General features: G+C 61.8%; 12 protein-coding genes and 1 tRNA gene. 11 read left to right on the forward strand and 2 right to left on the reverse strand.

What is annotated here, in order from left to right; all coding sequences use genetic code 11:
- The first annotated feature begins 5 nt into the window (after window positions 1–5).
- The 3 genes from O9K64_RS19380 (at window position 6) to O9K64_RS19390 (ending at window position 1,203) form a co-directional block, all read left to right on the forward strand.
- The gene (locus O9K64_RS19380; protein WP_275099751.1) at window positions 6–218 is read left to right on the forward strand and encodes a YdcH family protein; all 213 of its coding nucleotides are present in this window, start codon (window positions 6–8) and stop codon (window positions 216–218) included.
- A gap of 29 nt (window positions 219–247) precedes the next feature.
- Complete coding sequence (locus O9K64_RS19385) at window positions 248–592, forward strand: cupin domain-containing protein (protein ID WP_275099752.1); 345 nt, start codon at window positions 248–250, stop codon at window positions 590–592.
- A gap of 224 nt (window positions 593–816) precedes the next feature.
- Window positions 817–1,203: a hypothetical protein gene (locus tag O9K64_RS19390; protein ID WP_275099753.1), complete on the forward strand. Its 387-nt coding sequence runs from the start codon at window positions 817–819 to the stop codon at window positions 1,201–1,203.
- 673 nt (window positions 1,204–1,876) lie between these two features.
- Here the strand turns inward: O9K64_RS19390 and tcdA are convergent.
- On the reverse strand, window positions 1,877–2,710 hold the full coding sequence (gene tcdA, locus O9K64_RS19395; RefSeq protein WP_275099754.1) for a tRNA cyclic N6-threonylcarbamoyladenosine(37) synthase TcdA: 834 nt from the start codon (window positions 2,708–2,710) through the stop codon (window positions 1,877–1,879).
- Window positions 2,711–3,113: 403 nt separating this feature from the next.
- Between tcdA and O9K64_RS19400 the strand changes: the two genes are divergently transcribed.
- The 3 genes from O9K64_RS19400 to O9K64_RS19410 all read left to right on the forward strand — a co-directional run bounded on the left by O9K64_RS19400 (window position 3,114) and on the right by O9K64_RS19410 (window position 6,245).
- Window positions 3,114–3,710, forward strand: a complete 597-nt coding sequence (locus O9K64_RS19400) for a TetR/AcrR family transcriptional regulator (protein ID WP_275099768.1) — start codon at window positions 3,114–3,116, stop codon at window positions 3,708–3,710.
- A gap of 128 nt (window positions 3,711–3,838) precedes the next feature.
- On the forward strand, window positions 3,839–5,023 hold the full coding sequence (locus tag O9K64_RS19405; RefSeq protein ID WP_275099755.1) for a M24 family metallopeptidase: 1,185 nt from the start codon (window positions 3,839–3,841) through the stop codon (window positions 5,021–5,023).
- A 319-nt stretch (window positions 5,024–5,342) separates the two neighbouring features.
- Window positions 5,343–6,245 carry a Rossmann-like and DUF2520 domain-containing protein gene (locus O9K64_RS19410; protein ID WP_275099756.1) on the forward strand — a complete coding sequence of 301 codons (903 nt, stop codon included), beginning with the start codon at window positions 5,343–5,345 and terminating at the stop codon, window positions 6,243–6,245.
- Window positions 6,246–6,412: 167 nt separating this feature from the next.
- Here O9K64_RS19410 and O9K64_RS19415 read toward each other — a convergent pair whose 3' ends face one another.
- Window positions 6,413–8,365: a putative bifunctional diguanylate cyclase/phosphodiesterase gene (locus O9K64_RS19415; RefSeq protein WP_275099757.1), complete on the reverse strand. Its 1,953-nt coding sequence runs from the start codon at window positions 8,363–8,365 to the stop codon at window positions 6,413–6,415.
- A 470-nt stretch (window positions 8,366–8,835) separates the two neighbouring features.
- On the opposite strand from O9K64_RS19415, the gene O9K64_RS19420 reads away from it, so the two are divergent.
- From O9K64_RS19420 to O9K64_RS19440, 5 genes are all read left to right on the forward strand, one after another.
- Complete coding sequence (locus O9K64_RS19420; RefSeq protein WP_275099758.1) at window positions 8,836–9,864, forward strand: hypothetical protein; 1,029 nt, start codon at window positions 8,836–8,838, stop codon at window positions 9,862–9,864.
- A 214-nt stretch (window positions 9,865–10,078) separates the two neighbouring features.
- The gene (gene ilvG, locus O9K64_RS19425) at window positions 10,079–11,731 is read left to right on the forward strand and encodes an acetolactate synthase 2 catalytic subunit (RefSeq protein WP_275099759.1); all 1,653 of its coding nucleotides are present in this window, start codon (window positions 10,079–10,081) and stop codon (window positions 11,729–11,731) included.
- The gene (locus tag O9K64_RS19430) at window positions 11,728–12,024 is read left to right on the forward strand and encodes an acetolactate synthase 2 small subunit (RefSeq protein ID WP_275099760.1); all 297 of its coding nucleotides are present in this window, start codon (window positions 11,728–11,730) and stop codon (window positions 12,022–12,024) included. Before ilvG ends, O9K64_RS19430 begins: the two co-directional genes overlap by 4 nt.
- 249 nt (window positions 12,025–12,273) lie before the next feature.
- Window positions 12,274–13,116, forward strand: a complete 843-nt coding sequence (gene nfo / locus O9K64_RS19435; protein ID WP_275099761.1) for a deoxyribonuclease IV — start codon at window positions 12,274–12,276, stop codon at window positions 13,114–13,116.
- Between the two features lie 106 nt (window positions 13,117–13,222).
- A tRNA-Asp gene (locus O9K64_RS19440) sits at window positions 13,223–13,299 on the forward strand.
- Window positions 13,300–13,423: the final 124 nt, after the last annotated feature.

The following is a 13,423-nucleotide window of genomic DNA, read 5'->3' on the forward strand; positions in this document are numbered from 1 at the left end:
GGCCTATGATCTCCATTGACGAGCAACACGAAGAGTTGAGAAACCGACTGTTCGAAATCCGGCAACAGCACCGGGACCTGGATGTTGCCATCGCCGCCCTGTCGGAGGGCGGTTACAAAAATGAGCTACAACTGAAACGCCTGAAAAAGCGCAAGCTGCTGTTGAAAGACGCCATTGCCAAGCTCGAGGATGAGTTGATCCCCGATCTGGACGCCTGATTATCAAAGCCAACCGCAGGATCCGAGCCATGAAAATCACCCGACTGAACGCGTGCGAAACAACCCCGGTCAACATGGAGGGCATCAAGGGGGTGGTCAAACAGGTGCCGATCGGCAAGGCGGACGGCGCCCCCAACTTCTCCATCCGCGTATTCACCCTGGAACCGGGTGGGCATACCCCGCACCACGCCCATGAAAGCGAGCACCTGAACTACATCCTCGAGGGCAGCGGGGTGGCCCTGGAGGGGGACACCCCCCACCCGATCCGCCAGGGCGACTACCTGCTGGTCAAACCCCATGAGGTGCACCAGTATCGCAACACCGGCGATAGCCCGCTGGTATTCATGTGCATGGTGCCCAGCGCCTACGAATGATCTCCGGACTCGGCTGCGGGGAATCCCGGTCGCCCGACACCGCCTCCCGCGACATCGCCGACCCAGAATTGTTGCAACAAACTGTTAAGACAACTTTACAAATAGTTACAGCCTTCCGCCCCACACCACCGGGGCAAAATTTTATCTGACTGTTTTCATTGGTTATTTATTTTATTGGCATGAGTTATGCCTCATTTCTGGCAAGAAGGAATGGAGCAGTGACAATGAAACAGATAATCGGACGAATGACAGAACTGCCGGCCCCGGGAAAGCGGGCCCAAGAGCGGACGGGTCAACAGCAGGGCGTGCTGAACCAACGGACACTGGCACAACAAAACCGGGTGTACGCCGAAACCACCGGGGTGAGCGTAAACTGCCGCAGCGCCGGTTTTGTCCCGGCCTTTCACGACACCCTGTCGGGGCGTAACGAGATCTCCCGTTATGCCGACGGCAGCCCGGCCCCCCTCCACCTGCTGGATAGTCTGCCGGTTGAGTGGGTGAGCGAGTATGATGCCAAGGGCCATGTGATCGCGGTTCGCCCCGGTGTTATCGCCGGTTTCCTGCGGGCAGGTCGCTTCTACACCCGGGAGCAGGCGGCCAAAGCAGCCTGATCCGTCAGCCCAACGCACCTGCAACACCGCTGGATAGCCGGGGCACAGGTTAGCTACCGGCAAACCCGGGAGCTTGTTGAGCGCCTTAAAAGCCGGACCACCCAAGGCGGCCGAACAAATTTCCGTACCCACGGCGCCTTCCCGGTCCCGGACCGGTAAAGGATCATTACTCTCGCCAGGACGCCAAGCGCGCAAAGATTAAAGCTAAGAGTAACTACTCAAGGGGTGATTGGCCTGCCTTGCCTGCCTCACACGATGGCTGGACCAAGATCGGCCAACAAGGCAGACCAATCACTTACAGACGGGTGAGTAGTTACAGGTAGGAATTGGTTTTCCTTGGCGTGCTTGGCGTCTTGGCGAGAGCCCATTTGCCATCTCCCATCCAGAGGCGCTCGCCCCATGCATAGGTCACGCATGACTCGCCTCCCCGGCTGAGCCGGGGGATTATCCCGGAATTTACCGTAGAGATTTATCGAGGAAACGTAACGGAGGTTGCCCCGGGAAGCTGTCGCCGACCGGCAACAGGAAAAATCGCTGCGGATCAATATGCTGGAATCCAACCAGACTCTATGTTGCCAGATGGCAACAGACTCCGCCGGCGCCTTGCCGGCGTGACCCGGTAACGCCCTCGGTACTGCGAGATTATTCTTGCGTGGGCCCTTAATCAGCCCGGTCACTCCACCTCTTCGCTGGCTTCGGCTGCGGGGACCTCATGCCCACCACGGAGTGACCGCCGCCCCACCGACAGTTTTTTCAGCACATGGGCGGTAGCCACCATGGCGAAGGTCGCCGTCACCGTCATGGCCGAGCCAAAGCCGCCGCAGTGCAGGCCGTGACCGGGGCTACCCGCTTCCGGCTTCACGCTGCACACCGCGCCCTGGCCGTCCGGGTAAACCTGCTGCTCATCCGAGTAGACGCAGGAGATGTCGAAACGCCGTTGTGGGTTTTTCGGAAAGCGATAGCTCTTGCGCAACAGCTTCCGGGTCTTGGCCAGCAGCGGATCATGCTGGGTCTTGGAAAGATCGGCCAGGCGGATCTTCAACGGATCGCTCTGGCCGCCGGCACCGCCCACGGTGATGATGCGGATCTTGTGCCGGCGGCAGTGGGCAATCAGGGCCGCCTTGGTCTTGTAGGCGTCGATACAGTCCACCAGGTAATCGAACTGGCCGCCGATCAGGCGTTCCAGGTTGTCCGGCTCGACAAACTCCTCGCGGGTAATGAGGGTACACTGCGGATTGATCTCGCGGATGCGCCCGGCCATGGCATCCACCTTGGGGCGGCCGAACTGGCTCTCCAGGGCGTGGATCTGGCGGTTGACGTTAGATTCCGCCACGTTGTCCAGGTCGATCAGGGTGAGGGTTCCGACCCCGCTACGCGCCAGCGCCTCCGCCACCCAGGAACCGACCCCGCCGATCCCCACGACGCAGACGTGGGCCTGCGCAAACCTGTCGAGCCCCACCTCGCCGTAGAGCCGGGCAATGCCGCCAAATCGTCTTGTATAATCCATCGTGCCTGTTCATTTCCACAGCTGCGCCGTAAGGGGCATTCTAAGTGTCCCGGGAGAATATCCCAACAACTGATTGACCCGGTTTCTTAGGGCTCGCGCGAGAATAATTTCGCAGTACCGAGGGCGTCGCCGGGTTACTCTGGGCGCCACGCGCGCAAGGCACGCTTTGCAGGCAATGGCCGCTCCCGGCCATTGCATCCTCGGCTCCGTAAACGGTACATCCCTGTACCACTCCTCATGGCCTCCGCAGCATAAGTCCATCCTTGGACAAAGCCGTTCCCTTGGCAAAAAGTGTAACGCCGCCAGCGGGGTCCAGTGTCGACCGAATACCGAAATTTATTTTTGCGCGAGCCCTTACTCTGGGCTATGGTAAATATACCGATCGGTATATTTTTTCGTGGACATGGAAACCAAGGGCGCACGCACACACCAGCTCATTATTGAGAAATCACTGCAGCTTTTTTCGCTAAAGGGTTATCACAGCACCTCCATCAACAATATCCTGGAGGCGACCCGCCTGACCAAGGGGGGGCTGTATGGCCACTTCCAGAGCAAGGAGGCGGTCTGGTATGCCGTGTATGACGAGGCGGTGCGGCGCTGGCACCGGGTGGTGTTCGCCGGGGTGAGCGGCATCGCCGACCCGCTCAGGCGCATCGAGAAGGTGGTCGAAAACGACCTGATGAACTACCTGGGCGGGGATATCTTCGAGGGCGGCTGCTTCTTCCTCAACGCCCTGGTGGAGCTCTCCGGCCAGTCGCCGGAGATGAGCCGGCACATGCTGCGCGGCTTCATCCGCTTCTCCAAACTGCTTCAGCAGTGGCTGGTGGAGGCGGAGTCGGGCGGACTGATCCGGGCCGGGCTGCAGCATCGCGAGATCGCCAACTTCATCTTCATCTCCCTGAACGGCGCCGCCGCCCTCTATGCCGTTACCCGGGACCAGAGTGTGCTCGAGCAGACCAAATCCCAGCTGCACCACTATCTACGACAGTTGCAGGCCTGACCGATGAAAGGCACTACGGGATGGGCGACAGCCAAAAACATACCGATCGGTCTATTCATTACCAGACCATCGGCGGCGCAGCCAGCGACGCCGCGACCTACAGAGACATTCGCCGACAGGAGATTGCCATGAGCCGACATCTGGAGCGCCTCAAGATCTTCCAGCGCGAGCTGGTCAACCAGGGGCTGGGAGGCGCCCTGCTCTTCTACTCACGAGATATCTTCTACTATACCGGTATCGCCCAGCCGGCCTTTCTGGCCGTGTTTCCCGACGATTACCGGCTGTTCGTGCGCAGCGGCTACCCCTACGCCGTGCAGACCGCCGGTATCGAGGCCTCCCATATCAGCGAGGAGCGGCGTCTCGACTTCATCTACCAGGAGTACTTCTCCTACCTCTGGAACAAACGCCTGGGGATCGAACTGGACCTGCTGCCCGCCAACAACTACCTGGTCTATCAGAAGCTGTTCCAGGGCTTTGAGCTGCAGGACGTCTCGCCGCTGATCCTGCAGCAGCGGACGGTCAAGAGTGCCTACGAGATCGAGCAGATCCGCCGCGCCTGCCGGGTGGTGGAGGCGGGACAGCTGGCGATCCAGCAAGGGTTGAGGCCCGGCATCTCCGAACTGGAGCTCTCGGCCATTATCGAGAACAGCCACCGCCTGGCCGGGCACGAGGGGGGCATCTTCCTGCGCCATCCCGACCTGCCGCTGGGCATGGGCCCGATCAGCTCCGGTGCCAACCTGGGTGACTTTACCGGTATCGTCTACTCCGTGACCGGTGTGGGACTCAGCGCCGCCCTGCCCATCGGCCCCTCCAAGCGGATCATTGACGACGGCGACGCCGTGGTGGTGGACATCCCCAGCATGGTCAACGGCTACCACGCCGACCAGTCCCGCACCTATGTGGCCGGCAAGGCGAGTCCGCGCCTGAAGGGGCTGTACGCCGATCTGCGGGAGATAGCCGATTACGTGATCGATGCGATCCGCCCGGGTATGGGCTGTGACCAGGTGTATAACCTGGCGCTGGAGAAGGCGGCCGAGATGCGGGTGCAGGAGCAGTTCCTGCGCTTCACCGGTGACAGCCGCTGCCGGCTGATCGGCCACGGCGTCGGTATCGAAGTGAACGAGCCGCCGGTGCTTATCGCCAACAACCGCGCCACCATCCCCGACAGCTCGGTACTGGCGATCGAGATGCATATGCTGGACAAGCGCGCCGGGGTGGTCAAAATAGAGGATACCGTGCTGATCGGCAGCGCGGGCAACGAGATTTTGACCAAGGCGTCGCGGGAGCTGATCGAGACCGCCGCCAGCGGCTGACTCTACTTTGTCAGATTCTGGCGCTGTTTCCGATATTGGGCGAATAGCTTCCGGGTGAGTAACTACTCACGGGGTGATTGGCCTGCCTTGCCGGCCTCACACGATGGCTTATCTCCTCGAATCCGGCCCCATTTTCAGCGCCTGCCCAAACTCGCTTCGCTCAAACAAGGGCAGGCTTGAATCTGAAAACGGGGCCGGATTCGAGGCGCCATCAAGATCGGCCAACAAGGCAGGCCAATCGCTCACAGACCGGGAGAGTAGTTACCCGGGCAGAAGCCAATCCGGGTCAATCCGACAAAGTAGAACCAGGGGGAAATAGATGACAAAAGAACGGATTGCACTGGTCGGTGCCGGTGCGGCGGGTGGCGCACTGGTGCTGGCGCTGCACCGGGCCGGTTACCCGATTGCCGGGGTGGCCAGCCGCTCCCTCGAATCGGCGCGGCGCTGCGCGGCATTGATCGACAACCCGCCCGCCACCTGCGACCCGGCGCCGGCGGTGGTCAGCGCCGACATCATCATCCTCGCCACCCCGGACGGACAGATCGAACCGGCCTGTCGCGCCATTGCCGAGCAGGGCGTGATCCGCCCCAGCCAGCTGTTTCTCCATCTCAGCGGCGCCCTCACCTCCGACGTCCTCGCTCCGGCGCGGCGCAAGGGTGCCGAGGTACTCTCACTGCACCCGATCCAGGCCCTGGCCGATCCGGTGAAGGGGGCGGAACTGCTGCGCGGCACCTGGTTCTGCCTGGAGGGCAGCGCCGCGGCCATCGGCCGCGGAGAAGCCCTGGTCAAGGCCATGCAGGGGGAGACCCTGATTATCCCGGCCGAGCACAAGGCGCTCTACCACGCCGCCCTCTCGGTGGCCGCCAATTACCTGGTCACCATCGAGTCCATCGCCGTCAGCCTGCTGGAGCGGATCGGCATCGAACGCCAGGATGGCCTGCAGGCGATACTGCCGCTGATCGCCGGCAGCGTGCAGAACCTGGCCCATTCCGGCCTGCCCAACGCCCTGACCGGGCCGATCAGCCGCGGCGACAGCAGCACCGTGGCACGCCATATCGACAGCCTGCGGGAGGTACCGCCCGTCCACCAGGCGATCTATCGCATGCTCGGCAAGGAGACCGTGGAGCTGGCCCTGGAGAAGGGTGGACTGGATGCGGAGCAGGCCGAGGAGATCCGCCGGCTGCTCACCCCGCAGCCGCCGGACACCTGTCTGATCAGTTGAAGTTCAGCTCCAGGCACGGCCAACATCCCAGGCCAACAATCGCGGCGGGGGCGCCGCTCCTACCGGTGAACCGCCCACTGGAATGAAGCCTGTACTGTAGGAGGCCCGCCCCCGGGCCGAACGGTCGCGGCACCACCTTGGAATCGGTAAAGCCCGGGACCAAACGGTCAAAACCCCTCGAACACGCTCTGGCTGCCGTTTTTCCGTGCTTCATCGATGTTGCCTTCCATGATGAATGAGAGGAACTCCGGCTCTGTCAACGGCTGGCACAACATGTAACCCTGGAAGCAGTGACAGCCCCGTTTGCGCAGAAAATCGAATTCGCGGCTGTTCTCGACCCCCTCGGCCACCACGCTCAAACCGAGCTTGGAGGCCATGGTGATGATCGCCTCGACAATACTCACCGTCTCCGGGTCGCTGATGATGTCGTTGACGAACGAGCGGTCGATCTTGATCTCGTCCAGCGGCAGCCGCTTCAGATAGGCCATCGAGGAGTAACCGGTACCGAAGTCATCGATCGAGAAACGCACTCCCAGACGTTTCAGGTCAACCATTTTCGCCATCACCTCATCCAGGTTGGTCACCAGCATGTTCTCGGTCAGCTCCAGGGTCAGGCGCGCCGGATTGGCGCCGCTGGTCTTCAGGAAGTGGGCCACCTGCATGGCGAAATCGGCCTGCTGGAACTGCTGGGGACTGATATTGACCGAGAGATGGATCGGCCCCGCCTCGGCATACTCATCCGCCAGCCTGCGCAACAGGTTACAGGAGATCTCCAGTACCTGATTGCCGAGCGAGGTGATGATACCGATATCCTCCGCCACCGGAATGAACTCCCCCGGCATGATCAGGCCGCGCGTCGGGTGCTCCCAGCGCAGCAGCGCCTCGGCCCCCAGGGTGTTGCCGGAAAAATCATGCTTCGGCTGCCACAGGACCTTCAGTTCATTGCGCTCCAGGGCCTGGCGCAGATCATTCTGCATCTGCAGCTGTTCCTCGGAAGACTGGTGCATGCTGGGCAGGAAGAACCGCACCGTGTTGCGCCCCGCCTCCTTGGCGCGGTACATGGCGGTATCCGCCTGCATCAGCACATCATCCGCGCTCTCGCCGTTGCGGGGAAACAGCGCCACGCCGATACTGGTGGTGGCGTAGAGGCGGTGACCCTGCACCTCGTAATGTTCGGAGAGTGCCGTGATCACCTTGTTGGCGATGATATCCACCTGATGGGTGAATTCGTCCAGCATGGCGCGTTCCTCCGCCAGCAGCAGGACGAATTCGTCCCCACCGAGCCGGGCGGCGGTGTCCTCGCGGCGCAGACAGGCGGAGAGACGCTGCGCCACCTGCTGCAGCAGGGCATCGCCGATGGGGTGGCCGAGGGTATCGTTGATGGTCTTGAAATTATCCAGATCCAGAAACAGCAACGCACCGATGCGGTCATGGCGGCGGCAGCGTGCCAGCATCTGGTTCAGCCGATCCAGCAGCAGACGCCGGTTGGGCAGATCGGTCAGGGGATCGTAGGTGGCCTGATACTCCACCAGCTCCTGGGCCTGGCGTTGCTTGGTCACATCGCGAAAGCTCCAGACCCGGCCGACGATCTCCCCCTCGATCAGCTGCGGGTGGGAATGGCTCTCGAAGATCCGCCCGTCGGTGAAGCGCAGGATGTCCCGGGTGGCCTCGTCGGTATGGGTCAGCTGTTCGCGGATACGGCGGATGAAATACTCGCCCTGCTCCATCAATGGCGCAGTAAAGGCACGCAGCCATCCCTTCTTGTCATCCCGGTCAAGCGCTGCCGGTATATTCCACAGGGTGACGAACTTGGTGTTGTAGATCACCACGCGCAGGTCGTTGTCCAGCACCAGGATACCGTCGGTGGTGGAATTGAGGGTCGCCTTCAGCAGGGAGATGGTCTCGCGTAACTGATGCTCATCGGCCTGCCCGGTGGCGGACGGTGGCCACAGCCCCTCGGCACGGCTGGCCGTTCGGGCGTTCTCCGGGCTACCCGGAGCACGGGATTCCGACCTGGCAATCAGCGCATCCAGTTCGTCCATTCTGTCGCCCAGCGTCTCCAGTTCACTGCGCAGATCCGTCTCGACACTGCCGTCATCTGTCATATCCAATTCAGACACGCGCTTCCCTCATCCGCCAGGTGCGGTCAGATTCGCTGATCCCCGGATCTTCCGTCTTCCATAGAAACATGGAAACATGGCACACCGTTGACTTCATCCCGGGAAATCAACGGCTCACCATGCTGTCTCTGTTAAACCCCGGGGATTCGAATCGCTATTCCGCCCCTCTCTCTTGTTCGGTTATTGTTTGACCTTCATTAAAGGCCAATATTGTTGTCATGCCTGTTTTGCCGGAGCAACAAACCACATAAACTCTATGTCCGGCCCAGCGCTACTTAAATACGGCGCCGCTTCAATACGGGCTCCGCTGAATGGCAGCATCGCCCGGACAACCCTGGTGCTCCGTCAATGTGATAATTGCGAGTTCAGTGAGCTTGTCAGCGTTCATGGCAAGGCGCGCACTGCGCCTTGCTGCGAAACGCCACAGGGACGCTGAATCCGTAATTATCACATTGACGGAGCACTCTATTATGAGTTTCCCCGAACCTCTGCAACAACTTATCGGCGACCGACTGGATCGGGAGCTGAACCGGAAGAGCCGCTGCCATCCCCTGAACGGGTATCTGCCGCAGTGCCCCTCCGCCCCGCTGTTCATCAAGCGTGAGGATGAACTCAACGCCAATGCGGTCGGCACCAAACAGCGAAAATACCTCAGCCTGATCCCGACTCTGGAGCATAGCGGCAATTGCCGGATAATCTTGATAGGCAGTGCACATTCGAATAATGTGCTCGGCCTCGCCCAGCTGCTCAGGAGCCGCGGCCTTGATGTATCGGCACTGATAAAAACCCCGGGAAACAAGGCGTTGACAGGTAACCACCTGCTCCTCAGCATGCTGTTGCCAGGCGACAGGATGGCCTACGTCAGCCCCCGGGAGTGGCCGGAGGTGGCGCAGATTGCCCAACGGGAAGCTGATCGCCTTAGCCAGCAGGGGGTGCGGGCGGTAATCATTCCCGAGGGTGGTGACAGCGAGGCGGTGTTGCCGGGCATCCTCACCCTGGCGGCCGATGTGCAGCGCAACAGCCGCGATCTGGGCCTGGAGTTTCGGGACATCTGGACCGACAGCGGCACCGGGATCAGCGCCATCGGCCTGCTGCTGGGGATGCGCCTGCTCGGCCTGACCCGGCCGCGGGTGCATATCACCCAGATCGCCGGTGATCCGGAAGAATTCCGCCAGCGCTACGCCCGGTTCGAGACCTGGCTGGAGCGGCTGATCGGGAGCCCGCTGCCGGATCCGCGCCCCGAGGTACGCTTTCTCAGACCAGCCAGCGCCGCCGCCTACGGCAGCATCAACAAGACCATCCTCGATGAAAGCTGGCGCATCGCCCGCGAGACCGGATTGCTGATGGACCCGGTCTACTCGGTCAAACACCTCTACACCGTGAAATGCGAAATGCGGCATCAGACCCCGGACGGTCCGCAACTGATCCTCTACAACGGCGGCACCCTGGGCCTGTGCGGATTTCAATCGGCACTTGCATCGCGCAAACTGATGGTGTAGAAATGACCATCAATCAAAAACCGGAAACGGAAAAGTAACAGACAACACATGAAAATTCGTTCGCTGATGGTAGTGGTATCTCTGGTAGTAGTAGTCGTACAGCGACTGCGCGGAGAGACTATCGGCTAGCATTTTTCACCCAAATCCGAAAAGACCTCCGCATCGAAAGATCCGGGGGTTTTTTTTTGCCTTTGAAGCGGGAGCCAACAGAGCGATGAATGGAGCGGAATATATTGTCAGAAAACTGATGTCCGAAGGGGTCGATACCCTGTTCGGCTATCCCGGCGGCTGTATCATGCCGCTGTATGATGCGCTGCTGGAGAGCCCGATCCGGCACATCCTCTGCCGTCATGAACAGGGCAGCGCCTTTGCCGCCAACGGCTATGCCCGTTCCAGCGGACGCACCGGCGTCTGTCTCGCCACCTCCGGGCCCGGCGCCACCAACCTGATCACCGGCCTGGCGGACGCCTACATGGATTCCGTGCCGATGGTGGCCATCACCGGTCAGGTGCCGACACCGCTGATCGGCAGCGACGCGTTCCAGGAGATCGACGTGCTCGGCATGAGTCTGCCGGTCACCAAGCAGAGCTTCCTGGTAGAGCAGATCGAACAGCTGCCGGAGATCCTCGACCAGGCGTTCCACGTCGCCCGGGAGGGACGCCCGGGCCCGGTGCTGGTGGACCTGCCCAAGGATATCCAGCTGGCCACGCTGCCGGCGCGGACCCTACCCCAGCCCGACCCGGCGCGGACCCGGCCCCAAGCGACCCAGGAGCAGTTGCGCCAGGCGATAGAACTGATCAAGGCAAGCTGCAGACCGATCATCTTTGGCGGGGGCGGCATCCTGCTCGGCGACGCCATCGTCCCGTTCCGCCACTTCGTCGACACCACCGGCATCCCCGCGGTATTCAGCCTGAAGGGGTTGGGGACGCTGCCGGGCGATCATCCCCGCAACATGGGCATGCTCGGCATGCACGGTTCGGTGGCCGCCAACCAGGCGGTTCAGGAGGCCGATCTGCTGATCGCCGTGGGTGTCCGTTTCGATGACCGGGTCACCGGCAAGCTGAGCCGCTTCGCCCCCCACGCCCGGGTCATTCACCTGGACATCGACCCGGCCGAGATCGGCAAGCTCCGCCAGGCCAGCTGTGCCCTGGCGGGTGATATCCGGCAGAATCTGAAGGCGCTGGCCATCCACCTGGAGGTGAGCGACTGGCAGGCGGCGTGCCGGGAACGGCTGGCGCGGGATGGCTTTGCCCTGCCTCGGCAGGACGGTATCACCGGGCCACACCTGTTGCGCCAGCTGTCAGCGATGACCCGGGGTCAGGCGATCATCAGCTGCGATGTCGGCCAGCACCAGATGTGGGTGGCGCAGCACTACGCCTTCGACCACCCTCGAAAACACCTCACCAGCGGCGGGCTGGGCGCCATGGGCTTCGGCCTGCCGGCGGCCATCGGCGCCCAGCTGGCCAACCCGGACACCTTGGTAATCAATGTCGCCGGCGACGGCTCCTTCATGATGAACATGCAGGAGTTGGCGACCATCGGCCGCTACCGGCTGCCGACCAAGATCCTCATCCTGGACAACCAGGCACTGGGCATGGTGCGGCAACAACAGGCCGTCTGCTACCAGGGGCGCTACAGCGAGATCGATCTCTCCGACAACCCCGACTTCTGCACCCTGGCCCAAGCCTTCGGCATTCCGGCCCGGAGCCTCACGGACCCGGATGACATGGCCTACGCCATCAACAAACTACTGGAGACACCAGGCCCCGCCCTGCTGCATGTCGCCATCGCCACCGAACACAACGTCTGGCCCATGGTAAAGCCGGGCGAAGCCAATGACCAAATAATGACAGGAGCCAACCCATGATATTCAGTCTGCACATCCAGGCCCGTTCCCACCCGGCCATGCTGGAGAAGATACTCCAGACCACCCGCGTCCGCGGCTTCGCCATCCGCTCCCTGGAGGTGAAAAACGACGCTGCGGAGCAGCTGCTCAAGGTCCACCTGACCGTCGAGAGCGAGCGTCCACAGGAGCGGCTGGTGACCCAGTTGAACAAGCTCGGCGGCATCCGGGAGCTGACCGCCCTGCACGCGGTGGCCGATCCGGTACCGCTGATTGAACGGCCACCGCGGAACGTGTCGCTGATGTATCCGGTCTAATCAATGGCGGCCGAGGCGTCGGGGCCAGGCTAGAGTTCCGGGTGCTGGGTTAACCGCGAAACACGCGAAATACACGAAAAATGTCAGTGATTGGATGACAATATTTCGCGATTTTCGTACCTTTCGCGGTTAATGAGGATTTGCAAGTTAATGGCTATTGGGAGAAAACCCGGAAAACCCGGGGGTTTGGACGGCTGTGAGTCGCCACCGGTTTCGGCTAACATGGGCCGTTTTCCCGCGGAGAGCAGAATGAAACGTATCGGTGCCCATGTCAGCGCCAGTGGTGGCGTGGAGAACGCCCCGCTCAATGCCCAGGCGATCGGCGCAACCGCCTTCGCCCTGTTCACCAAGAACCAGCGGCAGTGGCGGGCCAGGCCGCTGACGGACCAGAGTATTGCGCGCTTCCGGGAGAACCTGGAACGCGTCGCCATCGAGGCGCGCTATGTGCTCCCCCACGACAGCTATCTGATCAACCTGGGGCATCCCGAGCCGGAGGCACTGGAAAAATCCAGGGACGCCTTCCTGGACGAGATGCGGCGCTGCGAACAGCTGGGGCTGGAGCTGCTCAACTTCCATCCCGGCAGTCACCTGAAGCAGATCCCCGAGGAGGAGAGCCTGGCCCGGGTGGCCGACTCCATCAACCGCACCCTGGAGCGTACCGCCGGCGTCACCGCGGTGATCGAGAACACCGCCGGCCAGGGGACCAACCTGGGGCACCGCTTTGAACACCTGGCCGCCATTATCGACCGGGTCGAGGACAAGTCCCGTGTCGGGGTCTGTCTCGACACCTGCCACACCTTCACCGCCGGTTACGACCTGCGCACGGCCGAGTCCTGCGAGCAGACCTTTGGCGAGTTCGAACGGATTGTCGGCTTCGCCTACCTGCGGGGCGTGCATCTGAACGACAGCAAACCGGACTTGGGCTCCCGGGTCGACCGGCACGAGAGTCTGGGCAAGGGCAAGCTGGGCTGGCCGGTGTTCGAATACATCATGAACGATCCCCGTTTCGAGGAGATCCCGATGGTGCTGGAGACCGTCGACGACACGCTTTGGAGCGCGGAGATCCGCCAGCTCTACGCCCTGCAGAGGTAACCCGACAATCCAGAAAGAAAAGCGGTTGACCTTTCGTCAGGAATCATTAAACTACCGCGCTCCAACGTTGGTTGTCTGCTTCAACGGCAACCGGTTGGCGCTCCGCGGAGCGGTAGTTCAGTTGGTTAGAATACCGGCCTGTCACGCCGGGGGTCGCGGGTTCGAGCCCCGTCCGCTCCGCCACTATCGACAAAAAACGGATACTTCGGTATCCGTTTTTTTTTGCCCAGGGATGGACTTATGCCGCGGAGGCCAGGGATGGGTGTAGGGGCAACCCCCCGTGGTTGCCCTTATCGATCACCAGGCA

It is taken from the genome of Sedimenticola hydrogenitrophicus (genome assembly GCF_029017505.1).
Taxonomy (GTDB): Bacteria; Pseudomonadota; Gammaproteobacteria; order Chromatiales; family Chromatiaceae; genus Sedimenticola; species Sedimenticola hydrogenitrophicus_A.